The organism is Gryllotalpicola koreensis, from assembly GCF_039538185.1.
GTDB classification, from domain to species: Bacteria; Actinomycetota; Actinomycetes; order Actinomycetales; family Microbacteriaceae; genus Gryllotalpicola; species Gryllotalpicola koreensis.
The window spans coordinates 549,365-570,538 of record NZ_BAABBW010000001.1 but is presented as its reverse complement, the minus strand read 5'-3'; the positions used below and the strand labels follow the sequence as shown (position 1 = coordinate 570,538).

The 21,174-nt window shown below is 69.1% G+C and carries 21 protein-coding genes; 12 read left to right on the top strand and 9 right to left on the bottom strand.

The window, feature by feature from the left end:
- The first annotated feature begins 146 nt into the window (after positions 1 to 146).
- Positions 147 to 1,574 carry a CCA tRNA nucleotidyltransferase gene (locus ABD708_RS02745; protein ID WP_344751750.1) on the top strand — a complete coding sequence of 476 codons (1,428 nt, stop codon included), beginning with the start codon at positions 147 to 149 and terminating at the stop codon, positions 1,572 to 1,574.
- On the opposite strand, the gene ABD708_RS02740 is transcribed toward ABD708_RS02745, so the two are convergent.
- Genes ABD708_RS02740 through ABD708_RS02730 form a run of 3 tightly spaced genes read right to left on the bottom strand, consistent with a single transcriptional unit; the run spans position 1,546 to position 4,325 of the window.
- Positions 1,546 to 2,316 carry a PIG-L family deacetylase gene (locus ABD708_RS02740; protein ID WP_344751749.1) on the bottom strand — a complete coding sequence of 257 codons (771 nt, stop codon included), beginning with the start codon at positions 2,314 to 2,316 and terminating at the stop codon, positions 1,546 to 1,548. The genes ABD708_RS02745 and ABD708_RS02740 overlap by 29 nt on opposite strands.
- Positions 2,316 to 3,143 (bottom strand): aldo/keto reductase, encoded by an 828-nt coding sequence (locus ABD708_RS02735; protein ID WP_344751748.1) that lies wholly within the window; start codon positions 3,141 to 3,143, stop codon positions 2,316 to 2,318. Before ABD708_RS02735 ends, ABD708_RS02740 begins: the two co-directional genes overlap by 1 nt.
- Positions 3,144 to 3,152: 9 nt before the next feature.
- Positions 3,153 to 4,325, bottom strand: coding sequence for a glycosyltransferase (locus tag ABD708_RS02730; RefSeq protein ID WP_344751747.1), 1,173 nt, complete (start codon positions 4,323 to 4,325; stop codon positions 3,153 to 3,155).
- 126 nt (positions 4,326 to 4,451) lie between these two features.
- Between ABD708_RS02730 and rpsF the strand changes: the two genes are divergently transcribed.
- The 5 genes from rpsF to dnaB all read left to right on the top strand — a co-directional run bounded on the left by rpsF (position 4,452) and on the right by dnaB (position 7,954).
- A complete protein-coding gene (rpsF, locus tag ABD708_RS02725) occupies positions 4,452 to 4,832 on the top strand; it encodes a 30S ribosomal protein S6 (protein WP_344751746.1) in 381 nt (126 codons plus the stop codon).
- A gap of 4 nt (positions 4,833 to 4,836) precedes the next feature.
- Positions 4,837 to 5,355: a single-stranded DNA-binding protein gene (locus tag ABD708_RS02720; protein WP_344751745.1), complete on the top strand. Its 519-nt coding sequence runs from the start codon at positions 4,837 to 4,839 to the stop codon at positions 5,353 to 5,355.
- A gap of 29 nt (positions 5,356 to 5,384) precedes the next feature.
- A complete protein-coding gene (gene rpsR, locus ABD708_RS02715) occupies positions 5,385 to 5,648 on the top strand; it encodes a 30S ribosomal protein S18 (RefSeq protein WP_120789059.1) in 264 nt (87 codons plus the stop codon).
- Positions 5,649 to 5,659: 11 nt separating this feature from the next.
- Positions 5,660 to 6,112, top strand: coding sequence for a 50S ribosomal protein L9 (rplI, locus tag ABD708_RS02710; RefSeq protein ID WP_344751744.1), 453 nt, complete (start codon positions 5,660 to 5,662; stop codon positions 6,110 to 6,112).
- Between the two features lie 453 nt (positions 6,113 to 6,565).
- On the top strand, positions 6,566 to 7,954 hold the full coding sequence (gene dnaB, locus ABD708_RS02705) for a replicative DNA helicase (protein ID WP_425553233.1): 1,389 nt from the start codon (positions 6,566 to 6,568) through the stop codon (positions 7,952 to 7,954).
- A 79-nt stretch (positions 7,955 to 8,033) separates the two neighbouring features.
- Here dnaB and ABD708_RS02700 read toward each other — a convergent pair whose 3' ends face one another.
- Both ABD708_RS02700 and ABD708_RS02695 read right to left on the bottom strand, forming a co-directional pair.
- Positions 8,034 to 8,651, bottom strand: coding sequence for an NADPH-dependent F420 reductase (locus tag ABD708_RS02700; RefSeq protein WP_344751742.1), 618 nt, complete (start codon positions 8,649 to 8,651; stop codon positions 8,034 to 8,036).
- A gap of 54 nt (positions 8,652 to 8,705) precedes the next feature.
- Positions 8,706 to 10,238 carry an MFS transporter gene (locus ABD708_RS02695; RefSeq protein WP_344751741.1) on the bottom strand — a complete coding sequence of 511 codons (1,533 nt, stop codon included), beginning with the start codon at positions 10,236 to 10,238 and terminating at the stop codon, positions 8,706 to 8,708.
- Between the two features lie 157 nt (positions 10,239 to 10,395).
- On the opposite strand from ABD708_RS02695, the gene ABD708_RS02690 reads away from it, so the two are divergent.
- The gene (locus ABD708_RS02690; protein ID WP_344751740.1) at positions 10,396 to 11,058 is read left to right on the top strand and encodes a TetR/AcrR family transcriptional regulator; all 663 of its coding nucleotides are present in this window, start codon (positions 10,396 to 10,398) and stop codon (positions 11,056 to 11,058) included.
- Here ABD708_RS02690 and ABD708_RS02685 read toward each other — a convergent pair.
- The gene (locus tag ABD708_RS02685; RefSeq protein WP_344751739.1) at positions 11,042 to 11,992 is read right to left on the bottom strand and encodes an alpha/beta hydrolase; all 951 of its coding nucleotides are present in this window, start codon (positions 11,990 to 11,992) and stop codon (positions 11,042 to 11,044) included. The two genes, ABD708_RS02690 and ABD708_RS02685, sit on opposite strands and share 17 nt — an antisense overlap.
- A gap of 79 nt (positions 11,993 to 12,071) precedes the next feature.
- Here ABD708_RS02685 and ABD708_RS02680 point away from each other — a divergent pair, with 79 nt between their 5' ends.
- A complete protein-coding gene (locus tag ABD708_RS02680) occupies positions 12,072 to 12,464 on the top strand; it encodes a MerR family transcriptional regulator (RefSeq protein ID WP_344751738.1) in 393 nt (130 codons plus the stop codon).
- On the opposite strand, the gene ABD708_RS02675 is transcribed toward ABD708_RS02680, so the two are convergent.
- On the bottom strand, positions 12,433 to 13,404 hold the full coding sequence (locus ABD708_RS02675) for an alcohol dehydrogenase catalytic domain-containing protein (RefSeq protein WP_344751737.1): 972 nt from the start codon (positions 13,402 to 13,404) through the stop codon (positions 12,433 to 12,435). The genes ABD708_RS02680 and ABD708_RS02675 overlap by 32 nt on opposite strands.
- Positions 13,401 to 13,982, bottom strand: a complete 582-nt coding sequence (locus ABD708_RS02670; protein ID WP_344751736.1) for a TetR/AcrR family transcriptional regulator — start codon at positions 13,980 to 13,982, stop codon at positions 13,401 to 13,403. Before ABD708_RS02670 ends, ABD708_RS02675 begins: the two co-directional genes overlap by 4 nt.
- Positions 13,983 to 14,031: 49 nt before the next feature.
- Between ABD708_RS02670 and ABD708_RS02665 the strand changes: the two genes are divergently transcribed.
- Positions 14,032 to 15,243 (top strand): FAD-dependent oxidoreductase, encoded by a 1,212-nt coding sequence (locus ABD708_RS02665; RefSeq protein WP_344751735.1) that lies wholly within the window; start codon positions 14,032 to 14,034, stop codon positions 15,241 to 15,243.
- Positions 15,244 to 15,249: 6 nt separating this feature from the next.
- Here the strand turns inward: ABD708_RS02665 and ABD708_RS02660 are convergent, their stop codons facing one another.
- Entirely contained in the window at positions 15,250 to 16,290 is a 1,041-nt protein-coding gene (locus tag ABD708_RS02660; protein ID WP_344751734.1) for a LacI family DNA-binding transcriptional regulator, read from the bottom strand.
- A 186-nt stretch (positions 16,291 to 16,476) separates the two neighbouring features.
- On the opposite strand from ABD708_RS02660, the gene ABD708_RS02655 reads away from it, so the two are divergent.
- From ABD708_RS02655 to ABD708_RS02645, 3 genes are all read left to right on the top strand, one after another.
- The gene (locus tag ABD708_RS02655; protein WP_344751733.1) at positions 16,477 to 17,787 is read left to right on the top strand and encodes an ABC transporter substrate-binding protein; all 1,311 of its coding nucleotides are present in this window, start codon (positions 16,477 to 16,479) and stop codon (positions 17,785 to 17,787) included.
- Between the two features lie 85 nt (positions 17,788 to 17,872).
- A complete protein-coding gene (locus tag ABD708_RS02650; protein WP_344751732.1) occupies positions 17,873 to 18,619 on the top strand; it encodes an HAD family hydrolase in 747 nt (248 codons plus the stop codon).
- Complete coding sequence (locus tag ABD708_RS02645) at positions 18,616 to 21,156, top strand: glycoside hydrolase family 65 protein (protein ID WP_344751731.1); 2,541 nt, start codon at positions 18,616 to 18,618, stop codon at positions 21,154 to 21,156. Before ABD708_RS02650 ends, ABD708_RS02645 begins: the two co-directional genes overlap by 4 nt.
- The last annotated feature ends 18 nt before the right edge of the window (positions 21,157 to 21,174 follow it).

The following is a 21,174-nucleotide window of genomic DNA, read 5'->3' as shown; positions in this document are numbered from 1 at the left end:
GGCACCTCCTTATCCAGCATGCACGTCAGTTTATGGTCGCCATCAAGGTCATCCCTGTGACCCGGCGGGAACGGCGGCCTCGCCATGCGTGCCGGGCGGGGACCGGCGCGCCGACACGCGCTGCCCGCGCCGGTAGAATTCGTTGCATGCAGAGCGTGGCCGATTCCCTGGCGCGCCTGCGCACCCTCGCGGAGTCGCCCGTCGTGGCGAAGCTCGCGACGGCCTTCCAGCAGGCGGGCTTCGAGCTGGCCCTGGTCGGCGGCCCCGTGCGGGACGCACTGCTCGGCCGGGCGGTGAACGACCTCGACTTCACGTCGAGCGCGCGGCCCGACGACATCCTGCGCGTCGTGAAGCCCCTGGCCGAAGCCACGTGGGACGTCGGTCGTGCCTTCGGCACGATCGCCGCGCGCATCGACGGCGAGACCGTCGAGATCACCACGTACCGAGCTGACAGCTATGACGGCGAGACGAGGAAGCCGACCGTCGATTTCGGCGACGAGCTCGAGGGCGACCTGCTGCGGCGCGATTTCACCGTCAATGCGCTCGCCCTTCGGGTGCCGGAGATCAAGCTCGTCGACCCCTCCGGTGGCGTCGAGGACCTGATGGCCCGCGTGCTGCGGACGCCCGCCCCGGCATCCGTCTCCTTCGGCGACGACCCGCTGCGTATGCTGCGCGCGGCACGCTTCGCCGCTCAGCTCGGCTTCGAGGTCGCCCCCGAGACGATCGATGCCATGAGCGGCATGCGTCAGTCGATCTCGATCGTGAGCGCCGAGAGGATCCGCGACGAGCTCGTCAAGCTGCTGGCATCCGATACCCCCCGCCCCGGCCTCGAACTGCTCGTGCACACGGGGCTCGCCGAGCTCGTGCTGCCCGAGCTGCCGGCTCTGCAGCTTGAGATCGACGCGGAGCATCGCCACAAGGACGTCTACGAGCACTCGCTGACCGTGCTCGACCAGGCCATCGGGTACGAGCACTCGCGGCATCCGGGCGCGGCGCCCGATGTGACGCTGCGCCTCGCCGCGCTGCTGCACGACATCGGGAAGCCGGCGACGCGCCGCCTCGAGCCGGGCGGCGCCGTCAGCTTCTACAACCACGATCTCGTCGGGGCGCGGCTGGCCCGCAAGCGGCTGCGCGCGCTGCGCTTCGACAACGAGACGGTCGATGCCGTCGCGCGGCTGATCGAGCTGCACCTGCGGTTCTTCGGCTACACCGACGGCGAGTGGACGGATTCCGCGGTGCGGCGCTACGTGCGCGATGCGGGCGACCAGCTCGAGCGGCTGCACATCCTGACCCGCAGCGACGTCACCACTCGCAACAAACGGAAGGCCGACCGGCTCGGCTTCGCTTACGACGACCTCGAAGCGCGCATCGCCCAGCTCAAGGAGCAGGAGGAGATCGACGCGATCCGCCCCGATCTCAACGGCGACGAGGTCATGGCGCTGCTGGGGCTCACGCCGGGGCCCGAGGTCGGGCGGGCGATGAAGTTCCTCATGGAGCTGCGCCTCGACGAGGGGCCGCTCGGCGCAGAGGAGGCGACGCGGCGGCTCACCGCATGGTGGTCGACGCAGGGCTGAGCCGGTAGCGCTCGAGGGGCTCGAGCACGTGGTGCTGCCCGCCGGAGAGCACGTAGCCGTCGTCGGTCAGGGTCAGCTGGCTCACGTGGGCGGCGAGTGCGCGGCGCTTGGCTGCGAGATCGATGGGGATTTCGAGGGCATCGGATGCCTCGGCCGGCGCCGTCTCGACGAACCGGACACCCGCCCGCTCGGCCGCGGCCGCGGCGACGACGTGCGCCCACTCGTGGTCGGGATGCCCGTAGCCGCCGCCCGCGTCATAGCTCACGACGATGTCGGGGTGGAAGGCCGCCGCTGCCGCGATGCCGTCGTCGACGGCGGCGGCGCTGCCGGAGAACCTGCCGGCGGGGGCGTCCGGCGCTGCGGTCGCGCGCCCGTCGGCACCCCACGCCATGCCGGAGTCGAGGTAGCGGAAACCGGACTCCCGGTCGCGTGCTCGGGCGTCAGGGCCGCCGAGGAACACCGGCTCCTCTGCGCCGAGCGCGTACAGTGCCTGCGTCAGCTCGCCGACGCGGTGCTCCGCGAGCTCGGGCGTGCCCTCAAGGTGCTTCAGCGGGCCGGGCACCACCTCGCCGCGTTCGCCGCGGGTGCAGGTCACGACGCGGACCGTCACGCCGGCATCCGTCATCAGTGCGATCAAACCGCCGGTCGAGAGCGACTCGTCGTCGGGGTGCGCGTGAACGAACAGGACGCGCCGCACCCCGGCGAAGAGCGGCGGCAGCGCGCCTCGGGCCGGTCGCGGCACTAGAACACGTTCGGGTCGCCGCCTCGGCGTCCCGCCGCGCCTTGGTCAACGGCGGCGAGAGCCGCGAGCTCGATGTCGGTCAGCTCGAAGCCGAACACGTCGAGGTTCTCGGCCATGCGCTCGCGCCGGTTCGACTTCGGGATGACGATGTTGCCGGTCTGCAGCTGCCACCGCAGGATCGCCTGCGCAGGCGTCACGCCGTGCGCCTTCGCGACCTCGAGCAGCGCTGGCGCCGAGGAGATCTCGCCTCCGCCGAGCGGGTACCACGACTCGGTCGCGATGCCATGGGCGGCGTGGAACTCCTTCAGCTCGCGTTGCTGGAACTCGACGTGCAGCTCGATCTGGTTGACCGCGGGCGTGACGCCGGTCTCGCCGATGATCTGCTCAAGGTCCTCGAGGCGGTAGTTCGAGACGCCGATCGAGGTCGCGAGGCCCTCGCGCTGCAGTTCGATGAGGTCCTGCCAGGCCGAGAGCGCCGTGCCGAGCTTCGGCCGGGGCCAGTGGATCAGATAGAGGTCGACCCGGTCGAGGCCGAGTTCATCGAGGCTGTGGCGCAGCGCGTCGGCGGCGCTGCCCGAGCCGTTGTTGGGGAACTTGGTGGTGACGAACAGCTCGTCGCGCGGAATCCCGCTCTCCGCGATCGCGCGGCCGACGCCATCTTCGTTGCGGTACATCGCCGCCGTGTCGATGTGGCGGTAGCCGACCTCGAGCGCATCGGTGACGATGCGGGTCGTCTCGGCGGGGTCGACCCGGAAGACGCCGAAGCCGAGCTGCGGGATGGCCGTGCCGTCATTGAGCGTGAGCGAAGGAACGGAAGAAGAGGTCATGGTTCCAAACTAATCAGCCCCGGCGACGCGTTCGTAGAGGGTTGCGAGACGCGTCGCCGTGGCCTTCCACGCGTGGGCGCGCGCATGGGCGACGGATGCCTGCGCCATGCCCGCCCGACGCACCGGGTCCCGCAGCAGGCGCTCGATCGCCGCGGCCCAGACGCGCTCGTCGCGCCCTGGCACGAGAACCCCCGTCGCACCGGCGCGCACCGCGTCGACCAGCCCGGGTGCGGCGGCCGCCACAACCGGCACGCCGCACGCGGCGGCCTCGAGCGTCACCAGACCGTAGGTCTCCGAGTGGCTCGGCACCAGCGCCAGGGCGTGCTCCGCGAGTCGCGCCGCGAGTTCGGCGCGCGGCAGCGCCCCGATGAAGCTGACGTCGTCGCGCATGCCCCGCGTCTCGATCAGCCGATCGAGCTCGGCGCGATAGCGCTCGTTTCCTGCGCCGCTCACCTCGCCCGCGATGGACAGATGGGGGCGGATGCCCGGGGCCAGTCTGCTGACGGCACGGATTGCGAGGTCCTGCCCCTTGAGCGGCTGAATACGGCCGACGACCATGACGCCCGCGCGCGGCCCCGCAGTCGGCCGGAACACCTCGGTGTCGACCCCTGGCGGGATCACAGCGACCCGCTCAGGGCGCGCCCCGCAGGCCGCGACCACCGCGTCGCGCTCGCTGCGCGTCGAGGCGACGACCGCGTCGGAGCGGCAGGCGAGCACGCGCTCGGCGTCGAGGCGCAACTGAGGCTCCGGCACATCGCCCGGTGCCAGGCGCGCGTTCTTCACGACGGCGACCGTGTGCAGGCTGAGCACGTGCGCGGCTCCCGTGTCGCGTGCGACCGGCAGTGCGGCACGGCCCGAGAGCCAGTAGTGCGAGTGCAGCACGTCGAACGGCGGCAGTTCGCGAAGCATCCGCCCGAACTCCCCCGTGATCCGCGGCAGATCGCCCTTCGTGAGCGGTGCGGGCTCGCCCGCCGCCAGAAAGCGCACGCGCGCGCCGGAGTCGAGCGTCTCGACGCGGCCGAGATCGGCGACGGATGCCGCACGTGTCAGCACCTCGACGCGATGGCCGGCCCGCGCGAGCTCGTCCGCCAGCGCCCGCACGACGACGTTCATGCCGCCCGCATCGCCGCGCCCTGGGGTGTCGAGGGGCGAGGTGTGCAGCGATACCAGCCCGATTCGCACCCGCAACCCTCCGTCCGGTATCCTATTCAGGTTGTGGTGTGCGCCATTCGGCGCCGCCCACGATGCACATACCCTCCTGCTGCAGAAAGACTGCAGCCGTTCGAGTCCAGAGGAGGTGGGTTAGTCATGCATCAGTACGAGTTGATGGTCATCCTCGATCCCGAGATCGATGAGCGCACCGTTGCTCCCAGCCTTGACAAGTTCCTCAACGTCGTTCGTAACGACAACGGGACGATCGACAAGGTCGACGTCTGGGGCCGTCGCCGTCTCGCCTACGAGATCAAGAAGCGTGCAGAGGGCATCTACGCCGTCGTCGACTTCCACGCGACCCCCGAGGCCACGGCAGAGCTGGACCGCCAGCTGAAGCTGTCCGAGGCCGTGCTGCGCACCAAAGTCCTGCGCGCCGAAGAGGCCGTGGCCCGTGTCGCCAAGGTCGAGGCCGCGAAGGCCGAGAAGGCCGCAGCCAAGGCCGCCAAGGCTCCGGCCGCCGAGAAGGTCGGCGCCTAGTCTCATGGCCGGCGAGACCATCATCACCGTGGTCGGCAACCTGACCAGCGACCCCGAGCTGCGCTACACGCAGAACGGGCTGGCGGTCGCCAACTTCACCATCGCTTCCACGCCGCGCACCTTCGACCGCGCGAGCAACGAGTGGAAGGACGGTGAGGCGCTGTTCCTGCGCGCGAGCGTTTGGCGCGATTTCGCCGAGCACGTGGCCGGTTCACTGACCAAGGGTTCTCGGGTCATCGCTTCCGGGCGTCTCAAGCAGCGCAACTACCAGGACCGCGACGGCAACAACCGTGTTTCCATCGAGCTCGAGGTCGACGAGATCGGTCCTTCGCTGCGCTACGCGACCGCGTCGGTGACGCGGGCGCAGTCGTCGGGCGGCGCGCCCCGCGGCGGTTCGAACTACGGCGGCGGCAATGGCGGCGGCGGAGCGGAGGAGCCCTGGGCTCCTGCTGCCCCGGTCGACGCCCCGTCGAACGACCCGTGGTCGACGCCTGGCGGCTACAGCGACGACACGCCCTTCTAAACAACTTCTCTAACAACAAGGAATTCATCATGGCTGGAAAGTCGAGCGGCGATCGCCGCAAGCCGATCCGCAAGGGCAAGGACGGCAAGAACGCCGCCCCCGCGAAGTCCGTGACCGTCGGTGTCATCGACTACAAGGACGTCGCAACCCTGCGCAAGTTCATCTCTGAGCGCGGCAAGATCCGCGCCCGCCGCATCACCGGCGTGTCGGTTCAGGAGCAGCGTCTGATCGCCAAGGCGATCAAGAACGCCCGTGAGATGGCACTGCTCCCCTACGCCGGCGCCGGCCGCTAAGGAGGAAACCCATGTCGAAGGTCATCCTCACCCACGAAGTGTCCGGGCTCGGCTCGGCCGGTGACGTCGTCGAGGTCAAGAACGGCTACGCCCGCAACTACCTCGTCCCGCAGGGCTTCGCCACCCCGTGGACCCGCGGCGGCGAGAAGCAGGTCGAGGCCCTCAAGGCCGCCCGCGCCGCCCGCGAGCACGCGAGTATCGAAGAGGCCCAGGATCTCGCCGCCAAGCTCAAGGCCAACGCGGTGACGCTCACCGTCAAGGCTGGCGCAGAGGGCCGCCTGTTCGGCTCTGTGAAGCCCGCCGATGTCGCCGCCGCTGTCGAGGCCGCCGGCCTCGGTGCGGTCGACAAGCGCCGCGTCGAGCTCGTCGCCCCGATCAAGACCACGGGCACGCACGAGGCCATTGTGAAGCTGCGTGACGACATCGTCGCCACGATCACGCTGAAGGTGGTTGCGGCGAAGTAACCGCAAGGTGCACACTTGCCGATAGCGGCGGGGTTCCTCCCGTCGCTATCGGCATTTAATGGGCACATTTTCAACAGCCTTGTGCACAGGAGGCAGCCCGGAGTGCAAACCCTCGACCGGCACTCTAAACAACTTTCTACACACAGCCTGGGGAATGAGAAATCCCTGTTCAGGTGGAAGTTCTACGGCGTGTGGAGTTCACATTCCACAGTTTTCCACAGCGGCCGTCCACACCGTGCACGGCGTTTCGCACTTCTCGTCCCCAGGATTGTCCACAGGCCGTGTTGTCGCTCGGGCACTCCCTTCCCTAGGGTGGCGGAAGTCGCCGCAAGGCGGGCACGGGTCGGCTGCTGATGGGGGCGCCGATGCACCTCTTCGCGCCTCGATGTCAGTGGTCCCCGGCAAGGTGGGGGCCGCGTGGATCAGCGCGCGCATTCACCCGAAGGAGACGGCTTGTCGATCGCACACTTGGACGAGCACCGCGATGACCGTGGGAGCCGTGGCGGCGAGGTCGGCGCATACCCTGGGGCCCGCACGCCCCCGTATGACGAACTGGCCGAGCAGAGCACGCTCGGCGGCATGCTGCTCAGCAAGGACGCGGTGGCCGACGTCGTCGAGGTGGTGCGCGGGCGCGACTTCTATCTGCCGAAGCACGAGGTCATCTACGAGGCGGTGCTGCGGCTCTACTCGCACGGCGAGCCGACCGACGTGGTCGCCGTCACCGACGAGCTGATCAAGACCGGCGAGCTGCAGCGCGCCGGCGGCGTCGAGTACCTGCACACGCTGACGAGCGTGGTGCCGACCGCAGCCAACGCCGGCTTCTACGCGCAGATCGTCTCAGAGAAGGCCGTACTGCGCGGCCTCGTCACGGCGGGCGAGCGCATCGCGCAGTTCGGCTACGCGGCCGAGGGTGAGGTCACCGACCTGGTCAACCGCGCGCAGGCCGAGGTTTATGACCTCACGAACACGAACGACAGCGAAGACTATGTGCCGCTGAACATCGCCATCGACGCCGCGAGCGACGAGATCGACGCGGCGAGCCACAAAGACGGCACCATGACCGGCGTGCCCACCGGGTTCGCTGACCTCGACGAGCTCACCAACGGCCTGCACCCCGGCCAGATGATCGTCGTCGCCGCCCGCCCCGCGATGGGCAAGTCGACGCTCGCGCTCGACTTCGCGCGCAGCGCCGCAGTGAAGAACGACATGCCGACGGTGTTCTTCAGCCTCGAGATGGGGCGGGCCGAGATCGCCATGCGCCTGCTGTCGGCCGAGGGCTCCTTGCCGCTGCACGTGCTGCGCAAGGGCCGCCTCGAGCAGTCCGACTGGACGAAGCTCGCCTCGACCCGGGGCCGCATCAACGACGCCCCGCTCTACATCGACGACAGCCCGAACATGACGCTGGTCGAGATCCGCGCGAAGTGCCGCCGACTCAAGCAGCGCGTCGGCCTTAAGATGGTCGTCATCGACTACCTGCAGCTGATGACGAGCGGCAAGCGCGTCGAATCCCGTCAGCAGGAGGTCTCGGAGTTCTCCCGTGCGCTCAAGCTGCTCGCGAAGGAGCTGCAGGTTCCGGTCATCGCCCTCTCGCAGCTGAACCGCGGGCCCGAGCAGCGCACCGACAAGCGCCCCGCGCTCTCCGATCTGCGCGAGTCGGGCTCGATCGAGCAGGACGCCGACATGGTGATCCTGCTGCACCGCGAAGACGCCTACGACAAGGAGAGCCCGCGCGCGGGCGAGGCCGACCTCATCGTCGCCAAGCACCGCAACGGCCCGACCCGCGACGTCGCGGTCGCGTTCCAGGGCGCCTACTCGCGCTTCGCCGACATGGCGGCGATGTAGGCGCAGGTCGATGTAGGTTCCACGCGCAGCCCGCAGGTCCGGGCCGGCGCGGGGGCGACCGGCCCAGACCGGGGGTGCTTCAGCGGAGGTCGGCGCTCAGTGCGACGTTCCACCCGGCGCCGTTGCGGGCCAGTCCCATCAGGAGGATGGCCGCCCACTCCAGCACATAGGTCTCCTCTGGACCGCCGGCGTCGAGGGGGCGGATGCCGATGCTCTGCAGGAAGGCCGCGAAGCGTGCCCTCGCCCCCGCGGAACCGCCGGCGAAGAGCGCGTCCAGCGGCGCGGCTTCGGCGAGCACGTTGCGGAAGATCGTGTTGAACGCCTTGATCACCTCCGCATCCTTGGGGGCGATAGCGGCGATCTGCTGGGCCACCGAGCTTCCGGGAGTGGTGACGACGCCGGTCCCGGAGGCGTTGAACGGATTGGTGATGTCCACGAGGATCTTGCCGGCCAGCGTGTCGCCGAACTGGGCCACCACGTCGACCGCGTGCTGGTAGAGAACAGCCACGAAGACGATGCCTCCGCTCGGCCGCTCGCCATAGGTCCCGACCGTGGCACCGTGCCCGATGGCGTCGGCGGCCGCCTCGGCCTTCGAACGGCTGCGGCCGATGATCTCCACGGCGTGGCCGTGCTGGACTGCCCGGGCGCCGATGGCCGTGGCCATGTTGCCGGTGCCGATGATGCTGATGGTGGTCATGATGTGTTCCTTCGTTGTCGTGTAGGGATGGGTCGATGGAGGGCCGGCGTGCGGTCAGATGATTCCGCCGACGAACTCGTCGAGGGGCTCGGGCTGATCGGCTTCGTGGTGCAGCCGAGTGCCGCTGCGGATCAGGGCGACGCTGAGGACGGCGCCGGCCCAGAAGGCACCGGCGGCCCACCAGAATCCGACCGAGTAGCCGTGCATGGTGGCGCTTAGGGCGGCGGTGCTGCCGTGAGCGCCCAGGTAGTGGCTGGTGGCTGTCGCGACGACGGTGCTGACGACGGCGATGCCGAGTGCCGGGCCGAGCTGCTGGAACACATTGTTGACCGCGCCGGCGGTGCCCGCGTCACGCGGAGCGATGCCCAGTTGTCCGACCGCGACGGCCGAGACGATCGCTGATCCGATTCCGACCCCGGCGAGGATCAACCCGGGCAGCACCCAGGCCGCGTAAGGGCTGTGGATGCCCGTCTGGGCCAGCAGAGCAGCCCCGGTGCCGCCGATGAGCAGGCCGCCAGGGATGATGACGCGGAGGGTCAGGTGCTTCACGAGCACGTTCTGGGTCAGCGTGGCGATCACGATGATCGTGAGCATCATCGGCAGGAACGCGACGCCGGTCATGAGCGGTGAGTAGCCGAGCGTGCCCTGGAAGTAGTAGGTCAGGAACAGGAACAGCACGAACACGCCCGCCTGGCCGAGGAAGAGCGTCAGGTAGGCGGCGCCGCGGTTGCGGTCGGCGAGCACGCGCAACGGGACGAGCGGGTTGCGGTCGAAGCGCTGCAGCACGAGGAATCCGATCAGCAGTACTCCGCCCGCGATCAGCGAGACGAGGGTGATCGTCGATCCCCAGCCGGCGGTCTCTGCTCGGGAAGCGCCGAAGACCAGCCCGAAGAGCGCCGCGGAGCCGAGGACCGTGCTCGGCATGGAGAGCTTCGGCCTGTCGCCGTCCGCGGTGTTGTGCAGCAGCGCAAGGCTGCCGATGACGCCCACGACGGCGAAGACGATGTTGACGTACATCGTCCAGCGCCAGCCGGCATAGTCGGTCAGCAGCCCGCCCAGCATCAGCCCGACCGCCGAGGAGCTTCCGGCGACAGCGCCGAAGATCGCGAACGCTCTGTTCAGCTCTTTGAGGTCGGTGAAGATCACCGTGATGAGCGACAGCGCCGCCGGCGCCATGATCGCGGCGAAGCCGCCCTGGAACGCGCGGGCCGTGATCAGCGTGGAGATATTGGGAGCTGCGCCGGCCAACGCGGAGGCGATCGCGAACCCGATCAACCCCGTGACGAACATGCTCTTGCGGCCGAAGGCGTCCGCCAGTCGGCCACCGAGCAGAAGCAGGCTCCCGAACGCCAGCAGGTAGGCGGTGACCACCCAGCCGCGAGCGGCATCGGAGAATCCGAGATCGGCCTGCACCGAGGGCAGCGCGACGTTCACGATCGTCGCGTCGAGCAGCAGCATCATCTGCGCGATCAGGATGACGCCGAGCGCCAGCCATCGCCGACCGTGATGGGGGTCGTGAGAAGCGGTGGGTCGTGCTGCCGTGGCGGCGTCCGCTCGCATCGACGTCGCGGGCTCGTTGGTACTCATCGTGTTCTCTCCTGGTGAGGTCGAATCGGAGCGCCAAAGTGAGGCACCCCTCCGGTCATACAGGAGAGCGGAACGGAGGGGTGCCTCAGGTTATTCCGACGGGCTGCCTTGGGTTTGAACCGGAGGCCCCCCTCGGCATCCCAGGTAGGATCTCGATGTGAGCGTGGCAGGCATCGAGCAGCGGACAAGACCGCTGCGGCGAGACGCTCAGGAGCGCCGCGGCAGGCTCATCGCGGCGGCCCAGCGTGAGTTCGCGGCACATGGCGCCGACGCCTCACTCGAGAAGATCGCACGCGATGCCGGCGTCGCCATCGGCACCCTGTACCGCCACTTCCCGACCCGCCTAGACCTGCTGATGGCCGCCTTCCGGCCCCGCGTTCAGCAGTTCCGCGACGGCGCGACGAAGGCCCTCGCAATCGACGACCCGTGGGCTGGCTTCGTCTACTATCTGGAGAACCTCTTCGCCATGCAGGTCGGAGATCGCGGCTTCAACGACTTCCTCTCCCGCCGCTTCACTGACAACGCCGAGACCGAGCGCATCCACGACGAGATGTGCCAGCAGATCGAAGACGTCCTCACCCGTGCCCAAAAGGCCGGCGAAGCCCGCCCCGACATCACCCAGGCCGACATCGTCAACCTCATCTGGTCCAACGGCCGCATCATCGAGGCCACCAGCGACACGGCACCGAACGCCTGGCGCCGCTACCTCCACCTCATGCTCGATGCCTACCGCGCCGAGCGGGCGCATCCGATCCCCGAGCCGCCGATGACATCAGGCCAGCTCTACGACGCCATGGTCCACCTCAGCGAAGCGAAATAGGCGCACCGAGCGCGCCGCGGAGCGCTGCGGCGAGCTCTGCGATCGCAATTGCGGCGTCGTCGAAGGGGTGGCGCAGGAACTCGTGGATCATCCCGTCGTAGCGGCGCACCGTGACGTCGACTCCTGCGTCGCGGAGCTGCTGGCCGTACTGCTCGCCCTCCTCTCGGAGCGCGTCGTACTCGGCGGTGATGATGTACGCCGGAGGCAGCCCGGAGAGGTCCGGTTCGAGCACGGGCGACACGCGCGGATCGAAACGCAGAGCGGGGTCGTCGAGGTAGTGGTCCCTGAACCAGAACTGGGCCTCGCGCGTGATGTTGCCATAACGCCCGGCCAGGGTGGTGATCGTGCGGTTCTCGCGCCGGAAGTCGAGATCGGGGTAGATGAGCACCTGGAACGCGATGTGGGGCGCGCCGACGTCGCGGGCCTTGAGCGCGACGACCGCCGCGAGGTTGCCCCCGGCACTGTCCCCGGCCACGGCGAGGCGGGAGGCATCGACGCCCAACTCGACGGCGTGCTCGGCGACCCATGTGGTCGCGGCGAGCCCCGCGTCGACCTGCGACGGGTATTTGTGCTCGGGCGCGAGGGGGTAGTCGACGGAGATCACGACCATGCCCGCGGCGTTCGCCACCGAGCGTGCCAGCGCATCGTGCGAATCCAGATCGCCGAGCACGAATCCGCCGCCGTGGAAGAACACGATGACAGGAGCAGGTCCCACGGCTGCCGTCGGCCGGTAGATCCGAAGCGGGAGTTCGCCCGCGGCGGTGTCAGCGATTCGGTCGATCACCTCGGCGATCGGTTCCGGGGCAGCGACCGTCGCGGCAGTCAGCCGCCGGTCGCCGGCGCGCGCCTGTTCGGGGGAGACGGTGTGCAGTCCGGTGAAGTTGGCGGCCGCGAGGCGCTCGAGGTGCGCCCGGACTTGGGGATGCATGGGCATGTGCTTGTCCTCTCGGTGGATGGATGTCAAGATGACAGCATGCAACTTGAACCATGGTTCAAGTCAACGGAGGCCAACAATGGGAACGGGACTCGACATCGCCGACGTCGCCGAGAGAGCCGGCGTGACCGCATCCGCTCTGCGGTTTTACGAGCGTCGCGGGCTGATCGCCTCAAGCGGGCGCAACGGGCTGAGACGCACCTTCGATCCGGACGTCCTCGGGAGGCTCACCCTGATCCGCTGCGCACAGGACGCGGGCTTCACGCTCGAGCAGATCGGGCGCTTCATCGCCGCGACGCCTCAGGATGAGGAGCTCCGCCATCAGCTGGGTGGACGAGCAGGGGAACTCGACGAGGAGATCGCGCGGCTGACGCGGATGCGCGACAGCCTCCGCCACGCCAGGACGTGTACGCACTCGCCGCTCGTCGAGTGCCCCGAGTTCAAGAGTCGGCTGCTTCTCCCGGGAACATGATCGCCACCTTGCCGGGCCGGGTCCCCGCCGCCTGACAGGTAAATGCGCGTGGCACGTCGTCGAAGTCGAAGGTCTCGATGATGGGCATGTGGATTCGGTTCCGGGCGGCACTCTCGATCACGCGCCGCGTCTGGGTCACGGTGCCGAGGGACACCGCGCGCACGGTGACGTTGCGGCTGAAGAGCTTCACGGCATCGATCGGGGTGCCGCCTGCGGGGCTCACGAGTGCGATGCGCCCGGCGAACGCGAGCCGATCGACGGTCGAGTCGATGCTGCCGAAGGTGTGCACGGCGCCGTCCGCGCCGTCGGCTGGAGCACCAGGCTCTGCGCTGATGCCGGCACGCTCGAGCTCGCTGATCCGCTGGGTGCTGTTGCTCAGCAGATGCGGGATGAGCCCGCGGGTGGCGGCGAACTGCACGGCGTAGACCGAGACATTGCCTGTGGTCGTGCTCAGGAGGGACTGGCCGACGCGCAGTTCGAGCAGGTCGAGCGCGTTCCATGCGGTCACGGCCGCGCAGGGCAGGCACGCGGCCTGGAGGGGATCCATCCCCTCTGGAACGCGGACGACGGCGGATGCCGGCCAGCACAGCCGCTCGCGAAGAACTCCGTCGAGGGAGCCGCCGAGCTGAGCGGCGACGCCCAGCGAGAACGGGCCATCCTCCCAAGCGGGGAATACGGCGAGGACGACGCGCTCGCCGACGTGCAGCTCAGCGACGCCGGGCCCGGTGGCGAGGATCGTGCCGACCGCATCGCAGGCCGGCACGAGGGTTGGCTTGACGGGCAACGGGTAGTAGCCGTCGAGAATGCTCTGGTCCCGCCGGTTCAGTGTGGCGAACTCGAGCTGAATCAGCACCTCGCCCTTACGGGGTTCGGGCTCTGGCAGCTCGACGCGGCGCAGGCTGTCGACTCCGCCGCCGAAGTCCGCAAGCCATGCCCTCATGCGCGCCCCCCGATGGGGAGGATCAGGTCGACGACTCTCCTGACGTCCGCTGCGCTCGGCCGTGCACCGGTGAGAAGCCGCCGCTGGAAGAGCAGGGCGGGCCCGGCGCTCGCGAGCAGCTCGATGTCGGCCGCCTCTGGGAGGAGCCCGTCCGTCTGTGCGGCGCGCAGGACCGCGGCGAGGCGGCCGATGCGCGGTTCCAGCACCTCCGACCTCACTGCGGCGGCGACGGGGTCTGTCGCTGGGGCGACGGCCTTCGCGGTCGCGACCCGCAGCAGGAATGCAGCCGAGCGGTCGGAGGAGTCGAACATCGACGCGAGCAGCTGCCGGAGCCGCTCGCGGGGCTCCGCGCCGGCATCCGCTTCTATCGCCTCCGGCAGCCTGGCGCGAAGCGTCGCGAGCACGAGCGCCGTCTTGTCCGGCCAGCGGCGGTACAGCGACATCCGCCCGATTCGCGCTCGGAGGGCGATGCCCTCCAGAGAGGCCGCATCGCAGCCCAGCTCGTTGACCTCGTCGACGACAGCGTCGAAGATCGCTTCCTCGAGCGCCGCGCCCCGTCGTCGCGAACGCCTGGGCACGGAATTCCCGTTTGCATCATTAAGAGACATCACTGTCTATTATGAGCGCATGACGAGCTTGCCGGACACGGACGTTCTCATCGTCGGCGCCGGGCCGACCGGGTTGACCGCCGCCATCGGGCTGACGCAGCGCGGAGCCCGCGTCCGGATCCTCGACGCCGCACCCCACCCGGTGCGCGAGTCGCGTGCCGCGCTCGTGCACGCGGCGACGATCGAGATCATGGAGCGCCTGGGAATCGCCGAGGACGCGATCCGGCTCGGCCGCCGCATCGACGCGGTCAGCATCTCTGCCGGAACTCGCGTCCTGGCCAGGATTCCGTTCGGCCTGCTCGACGGTCCCTATCCGTTCGGCCTGGGGCTCCCGCAGGACGTGACCGAGCGACTTCTCATCGCCAGACTGAAGGCGCTCGGCATCACGGTGGAGCGCGGGTGGCAGGTCGAGCACGTCGAGCAGCGGGCAGACGGATGCCACATCACGGCGAGTGGCGACGCCGGGTCGTGCGCGATCCGGAGCCGCTACCTGGTCGGCGCGGACGGCCGCGACAGCATTGTCCGCGCCGAGGCCGGCATCGCCTTCACCGCCCAGCGGTACCGAGAGGACTTCCTGCTCGCCGACCTCCCCCTCGAGCCGCCACCGGCACCGCCGGACCAGGCGCGCATCACCCTCTCACCCGACGGCGTCACCGTCTTCGGCGCCCTGCCCTCCGGCAATTACCGCGTCATCGGCACCGCCTCGCCCGGGCACGAAGTCCCACCGCACCCTGACGCGGCTTCTCTCGACGCACTGTTCGCCGCCCGCGGCATCCCGACCCGGGCGGCCGCGGAGCCCGCCTGGTCCTCGCGCTTCCGGATCGCGCACGGCATCGCCCTGCAGCTGCGCGCAGGCGCGATCTTCCTCTGTGGCGATGCTGCACACGTCCACTCGCCCGCCGCAGGTCAAGGCATGAACACCGGCATCGCCGACGCTTACGATCTGGCCGAACGGCTCGCCGACGCGCTCGAGGGTCGTCCGGCCGCGCTCGACGGCTACGAGCCCGCCCGCCTCGCTGCGGCCGCGGAGGTCGTCCGCCTCACCGACCGGATCACTCGGCTCGCGCTCATCCGCCCAGCACCGCTGCGCTGGATGCGCAACGCGGCGCTCGGCCGAGTCATGGCCATCCCCGCGGTGCAGCGCCGACTGGTCAGCTGGATCTCGGGGATCGAGCGAAGCCCCCTGCGGCGCGCGCCGCTGCGCGGCCCTCAGCTTGGCATGCCGCAGTAAGACGGCTCAGCGCATGGCGGCGGTGGAGGCGCGCACGACGAGGCTCGTCAGCATCTCGACCCGAGGGTGCGGCCGGTCGGTGTCTCCGCCGCGGAGTCGCGACTCCAGCAGGAGCTTGACGGCGGCAGACCCCATTTCCGCGCTCGGCTGCCGGATCGTGGTGAGCTGCGGCGTGGCCCACTGGGCCTCAGGCACATCGTCGAACCCGACGACGCTGACGTCCTCGGCAACCCGCAGCCCGCGTGACGCGAGAGCGTCGTAGACGCCGAGCGCCATCACATCGGAACAGGCGAAGACGGCCGAGATGTCGGGGGTGCGATCGAGCAGCTCGTGGGCAGCCGCCTCGGCCTGCGTGCGGCTCCAGTCCCCGTAGGCGACGGTGACAGTGCCCCCTTCGTGCCCCGCGGCGTCGACGGCCGCACGCAGGCCGTCGACGCGCGCCCGGCTGTACATGTGGCTCCGGGCTCCCGCGACCACGCCGATCCGGCGGTGACCGAGCTCGAGGAGGTGCTCGCCGGCGATCCGGCCGCCGTCCCAGTTGGCGACGCCGACGCTGGCCGCATTGATGGGCGGCTTGCTCATCGGGTCGATGAGGACGACCGGGATGCCGGCGGCGGCGAGCGCCTTGAACTGACTGGAGGTCGGGTCCACCAAGACCACGACGGCGCCGAGCGAGCGGCGCCTCAGCAGACGCGACGCCCAGTCGCCGTTGTGGCGGGCAAGGGTGATGACGACGTCGAGACCGGCCGCAGCCGCCTCGTATTCCACGCCTGTGAGCACCCGGTTCGCCCACGAGCCCTCGACGTGATTGACCACGAGATCGATCAGCCCGGGCTGCCCGGTCTCGTCGCGAGCAGCACCGGCTTTCGCGCGGCCGGGGCGTTCATAGCCGACGGCCCGCACGGCGTCCATGACCTTGAGGCGCGTCTCCGGGGAGACATCCGTGCCACCCCTGAGGACCTTCGACACGGTGGGCACGCTGATCCCTGCGACGGCGGCGACCGTTGAGAGCGTCACGCGCGGTTCGCGTCCACTCTGTTCGGTCATGGGCACAGAGTATTGCATCGAGATATTTGCGCAAATTCAGTTCGGCTTCTACGTTGCGCGTGAGGCAAATGCCTGCAATCATTCCGGAGTAAGTCACCGGATTCACACGATTTGCGCAAAACATTGCGGGCGTGCGTTTCCCTCGTTCAACGTGGAGCGCCGGCTCGGCCGGGATGGAGGACATCGATGGAACAAGCGCATGGCATGCAGGTCTCGCGCCGTGGTCTTCTCGTCATGGCGGGCGGTGCGGCGACGGCACTCGCGCTCGCGGGCTGCGGTTCCCGCTCGGCACGATCGGGCGGCGGAAAGACCCTGAAGTTCTGGAACATGCCGTGGGGCGGCGTGAACTTCGCCCCGACGGACAAGAAGATCACCGAGTCGTACATGCCGTCCGGCTCGCTGCCGGCCGCCCAGTATCAGTCGATCGCGTGGGCGAACTTCACCGCGACGTTCGCCTCGGCGATCTCCTCGGACACCGGGCCCGCCGTCAGCAGCGGCAGCGGGACGCAGGCATTCCAGTTCGCGGCGGAGAACAAGATCGCGTACGCCGACCACCTGCTGGACAGCTGGAAGGACAACGGCCTCTACGACGACTTCCTGCCGGGTCTGATCGACACGATGAAGACCCCGAAGGGCTACGTCGCGGTCCCCTACAACCTCGACATGCGCGTGCTCTGGTACAACAAGGAGCTGCTCGACAAGGCGGGCGTTCAGCCGCCGACCGACTGGCAGTCGTATCTCGATGCGTGCGAGGCGCTGAAGAAGATCGGCGTCTTCGGCTTCGGGGCGGCATCCGGCGCTCAGGGCAACGCCTTCCAGACCCTCGTCAGCATCATGATCAACAACGGCGGCGGCCTCTTCGACGAGGAGCAGAAGCCGAACTGCGTCACCACGGAGAACCTCGACGCGCTGGACTTCGTCGTCGAACTCATCAGCAAGGGCTACATGGACCCGGGCACCCTGCAGTACTCCACCGACAACGAGTACTCGCAGTGGAAGGCGAGGCGCTTCGGCATGGGCTGGGAGGCGCCGGGCCTCGCCCAGCAGGTGGCCGGCGACGTCGGCACGCACATGTTCGTGGGTGAGCCGCTGACCTCGGCGAACGGGACGAAAGGAACCCTGTCGTTCCCGAACAACATCATGATGTACACGAACACCCCGAGCCAGAAGGGCTCAGAGGCCTTCCTCACCTACTACTACAGGCACATGGCGCCGCTGTGGACGAAGAACACCGGAATCGGCCTTCCGGTGCTCAAGTCGATCGCCGCCACCCCCGAGTTCCAGGCCGACCCGAATGCCGCGAAGATGATCTCGGCCTGGCAGCCGATCGCGAAGACCTGGGCGGCGCCCGGCGGCAGCGCCCTGTTCGCGAACGTGTCCCTCGTCGACAGCACTCCGGCGATGACGACCTTCGCGCAGGACGTTCTCTCGCGAAAGGCCACGCCGCGGCAGGCGCTGAGCACCCTGCAGCAGACGCTCAGCTCGAAGATGAAATAGCGGCGCCGGCCTCGCTCGATTTCGTGCCCGTGACGATCTCATTCCGGGGTGCCTCGGTGCGGCAACTCTCGCTACGCTCGAAGGCGTGGCTGGGGCAGAACTGTTCGCCGATGTGCACGCCGTCCTCTTCGACCTGGACGGTGTGCTGACGCCGACCGCCGTGGTGCACCGCCGGGCATGGGCGCTGCTCTTCGAGGAGTACTTCGCCCAGGTGGGCGCGGGCCCCTATACGGAATCCGACTACTTCGCCCACATCGACGGGAAGCCCCGCTACGACGGCGTGCGCGACGAGCTCGCCGCCCACGGCATCACGCTGCCCGAGGGCGACCCGAGCGACGGCCCCGACGTGGAGACCGTGTGCGGGCTCGGCAACCGCAAGAACGTCGAGTTCAACCGGGTGCTCGCCGAAGAGGGCGTCACCCCGTACCCCGGCTCGCTGGAGTTCCTCGACGCGGTCGACGCCTCAGGCATCCGCTCTGCCGTCGTGTCGTCGTCGGCGAACGCCGTCGACGTGCTGAACGCCGCAGGAATCGCCGACCGCTTCGTCGACGTCGTCGACGGAAAGGTGGCGCGCGAGCAGCAGCTCGCGGGCAAGCCGTCCCCGGAGACCTACGAGTACGGCGCGCGGCTGCTGGGTACGGATGCCGCGCACTCGGTCGTCGTCGAGGATGCCACCTCGGGCGTCGCCGCCGGCCGCGCGGGCGGCTTCATCGTCGTCGGGGTCGACCGGGGCACCGGGCGCGACGCCCTACTTCGAGAAGGCGCCGACATCGTCGTGGAGGACCTGGCCGACTTGGTCGGGGCCTGGAAGAGCAGCAAGGGAGACCGATGAGACGTCCTGCCGCCGATCCGCTGGATCGCGACCGCTTCCCCATCGACGAGTGGGCGCTGGTCGAGAGCGAGCTCTCGGTGCCCGATCTCGGGCGCACCGAGACGCTGTTCTCCGTCGGCAACGGCTACATCGGACTGCGCGGCAACTACGAGGAGGCGCGCGAGGGGGTCATGCAGGGCACCTTCGTGAACGGATTCCACGAGACCTGGCCGATCCGGCACGCGGAGGACGCCTTCGGCTTCGCGCACGTCGGGCAGACGATCGTGAACGCGCCGGATGCCAAGGTGATCCGTGTCTACGTCGATGACGTGCCGTTCAAGATCTCGGAGGCCGAGCTGCTCTCCTACGAGCGGCGACTCGACTTCGTCACCGGCGTGCTGACCCGCGACGTCGAGTGGCGCACGCCTGCGGGCCGGCGGGTGCAGATCACTTCGCGGCGCTTCGCGTCGTTCACCGACCGTCACCTCGCGGTCATCGACTACGAGGTGACGGTGCTCGACGCGGATGCCTCGGTGGTGCTCTCGAGCCAGGTGATCAACCGGCAGGACCGCACGGACGAGTACGGCATCGGCGGCGCGACGCTCGGCGACGCGGGCTTCGACCCGCGCAAGGCGGAGTCGTTCACCGACCGGGTGTTGCAGCCGCGGCTGAAGCGCAACTCGGGCGGCCGCAGCCTGCTTGGCTACCGCTGCACGAACTCGCGCATGACGATCGCGGTCGCCGCCGATCACGTCATCGACACCGACAACGAGATCACCCAGTCGTACATCCTCGAGGACGACCTCGCCAAGCAGGAGTACCGCGTGCAGGCGAAGGCCGGCGTGCCGATCCGGCTGACGAAACTGTTGAGCTATCACACCTCGCACGCCGTGCCCGTGCGCGAGCTCGCCGACCGCTGCGACCGCACCCTCGACCGGGTGCGCGAGCGGGGGCTGCACCAGCTCTATGAAGACCAGCGCATCTGGCTCGACGACTTCTGGTCGCGCGCCGATGTCGAGGTGTTCGGCCGGCCTGCCGAGCAGCAGGCGGTGCGCTGGAACCTGTTCCAGCTCGCGCAGGCGACCGCGCGGGCGGACGGGCTGGGGATTCCGGCCAAGGGCGTCACCGGCTCCGGCTACGGCGGCCACTACTTCTGGGACATGGAGATCTATGTCCTGCCGTTCCTCAGCTACACGAATCCGACCGCCGCGCGGAATGCGCTGCGGTTCCGGCACAGCATCCTCGACGATGCGCGGGCCCGGGCCGGCGAGCTCAGCCAGCGCGGGGCGCTGTTCCCGTGGCGGACGATCAACGGTCAGGAATCCTCTGCCTACTACGCCGCCGGAACCGCGCAGTATCACATCGACGCCGACGTCTCCTTCGCGCTCATGCAGTATGTGAACGCCTCGGGCGACGACGCGTTCCTGGACTCCGAGGGCATCGACATCCTGGTCGAGACGGCGCGCATGTGGGCCGATCTGGGCTTCTGGCGCTACAACGGCGGCGAGATCTTCCACATCCACGGGGTGACGGGGCCGGACGAGTACACGACGGTCGTCAACGACAACCTGTTCACCAACGTGATGGCGCGCTGCAATCTGCGTGCTGCGGTTCGAGCGGTGAACGCGGTGAAGGAGCGCGACCCGAGCGCCTACCGCAGCATGGTCAACCGGCTGGGCCTCACCGACGACGAGGTCGCCGAGTGGGGGCGGGCCGCCGAGGCGATGCACGTGCCGTACGACGAGAGCCTCGGTATCAACCCACAGGACGCGCAGTTCCTCGAGAAGGAGCTGTGGGACCTGCCGAACACGCCGCTCGACAAGCTGCCGCTGCTGCTGCACTACCACCCGCTCGTCATCTACCGCTTCCAGGTGCTCAAGCAGGCCGACGTCGTGCTCGCGCTCGTGCTGCAGGGCGACGAGTTCACGCCCGAGCAGAAGCTGGCCGACTTCGAGTACTACGACCCGCTGACCACCGGCGACTCGACCCTGTCCGCGGTCGCGCAGTCGATCATCGCGGCCGAGGTCGGCTACGGCCAGCTCGCGGTGGACTACTTCCTCGACGCCCTCTACGTCGACCTCGCCGATCTGCACAACAACGCCGTCGACGGGGTGCACGTGGCCTCGACCGGCGGCGTCTGGGGATCGCTCGTGTGGGGCTTCGGCGGGGTGCGCGACTACCTCGGCGTGCTGTCGATGGACCCCCGGCTGCCGAGCGAATGGGAAGGCATCCGCTATCGCCTGACCGTCAAGGGCAGCCGCCTGCGCGTCGAGCTGCGCCGCGAGAGCGTGCAGCTGCGCGTCGAGGAGGGCGACGGCGTCGCGGTCACCGTGCGCGGCGAGGAGTACTTCGTCGTGCCGGGTGAGCCGCAGCTCATCCCCCTCGACGGCCAGGGCCCGATCCGCCACGGCACCCCGAGCGCCAGTGCGATCAAGGGCGAGCTGCGGCCGGACGGCTCCGTGATGACCGCCTCGATCCCGACTCTCGCCGCCGACGATCCGACGCCGACGACGGGCACCGCGCCGATCGTGGTCGTTCAACAGCCGGGTGGGAACTGACGCTCGCAGCTAAGCCAC

Bases quoted from the DNA above. Each gene is read 5' to 3' on its own strand.
- ABD708_RS02745 (WP_344751750.1), top strand. From the start codon at position 147: ATGCAGAGCGTGGCCGATTCCCTGGCGCGCCTGCGCACCCTCGCGGAG.
- ABD708_RS02735 (WP_344751748.1), bottom strand. From the start codon at position 3,143: ATGACCTCTTCTTCCGTTCCTTCGCTCACGCTCAATGACGGCACGGCC.
- rpsF (WP_344751746.1), top strand. From the start codon at position 4,452: ATGCATCAGTACGAGTTGATGGTCATCCTCGATCCCGAGATCGATGAG.
- ABD708_RS02720 (WP_344751745.1), top strand. From the start codon at position 4,837: ATGGCCGGCGAGACCATCATCACCGTGGTCGGCAACCTGACCAGCGAC.
- rpsR (WP_120789059.1), top strand. From the start codon at position 5,385: ATGGCTGGAAAGTCGAGCGGCGATCGCCGCAAGCCGATCCGCAAGGGC.
- rplI (WP_344751744.1), top strand. From the start codon at position 5,660: ATGTCGAAGGTCATCCTCACCCACGAAGTGTCCGGGCTCGGCTCGGCC.
- ABD708_RS02700 (WP_344751742.1), bottom strand. From the start codon at position 8,651: ATGACCACCATCAGCATCATCGGCACCGGCAACATGGCCACGGCCATC.
- ABD708_RS02695 (WP_344751741.1), bottom strand. From the start codon at position 10,238: ATGAGTACCAACGAGCCCGCGACGTCGATGCGAGCGGACGCCGCCACG.
- ABD708_RS02685 (WP_344751739.1), bottom strand. From the start codon at position 11,992: ATGCCCATGCATCCCCAAGTCCGGGCGCACCTCGAGCGCCTCGCGGCC.
- ABD708_RS02680 (WP_344751738.1), top strand. From the start codon at position 12,072: ATGGGAACGGGACTCGACATCGCCGACGTCGCCGAGAGAGCCGGCGTG.
- ABD708_RS02675 (WP_344751737.1), bottom strand. From the start codon at position 13,404: ATGAGGGCATGGCTTGCGGACTTCGGCGGCGGAGTCGACAGCCTGCGC.
- ABD708_RS02665 (WP_344751735.1), top strand. From the start codon at position 14,032: ATGACGAGCTTGCCGGACACGGACGTTCTCATCGTCGGCGCCGGGCCG.
- ABD708_RS02660 (WP_344751734.1), bottom strand. From the start codon at position 16,290: ATGACCGAACAGAGTGGACGCGAACCGCGCGTGACGCTCTCAACGGTC.
- ABD708_RS02655 (WP_344751733.1), top strand. From the start codon at position 16,477: ATGGAACAAGCGCATGGCATGCAGGTCTCGCGCCGTGGTCTTCTCGTC.
- ABD708_RS02645 (WP_344751731.1), top strand. From the start codon at position 18,616: ATGAGACGTCCTGCCGCCGATCCGCTGGATCGCGACCGCTTCCCCATC.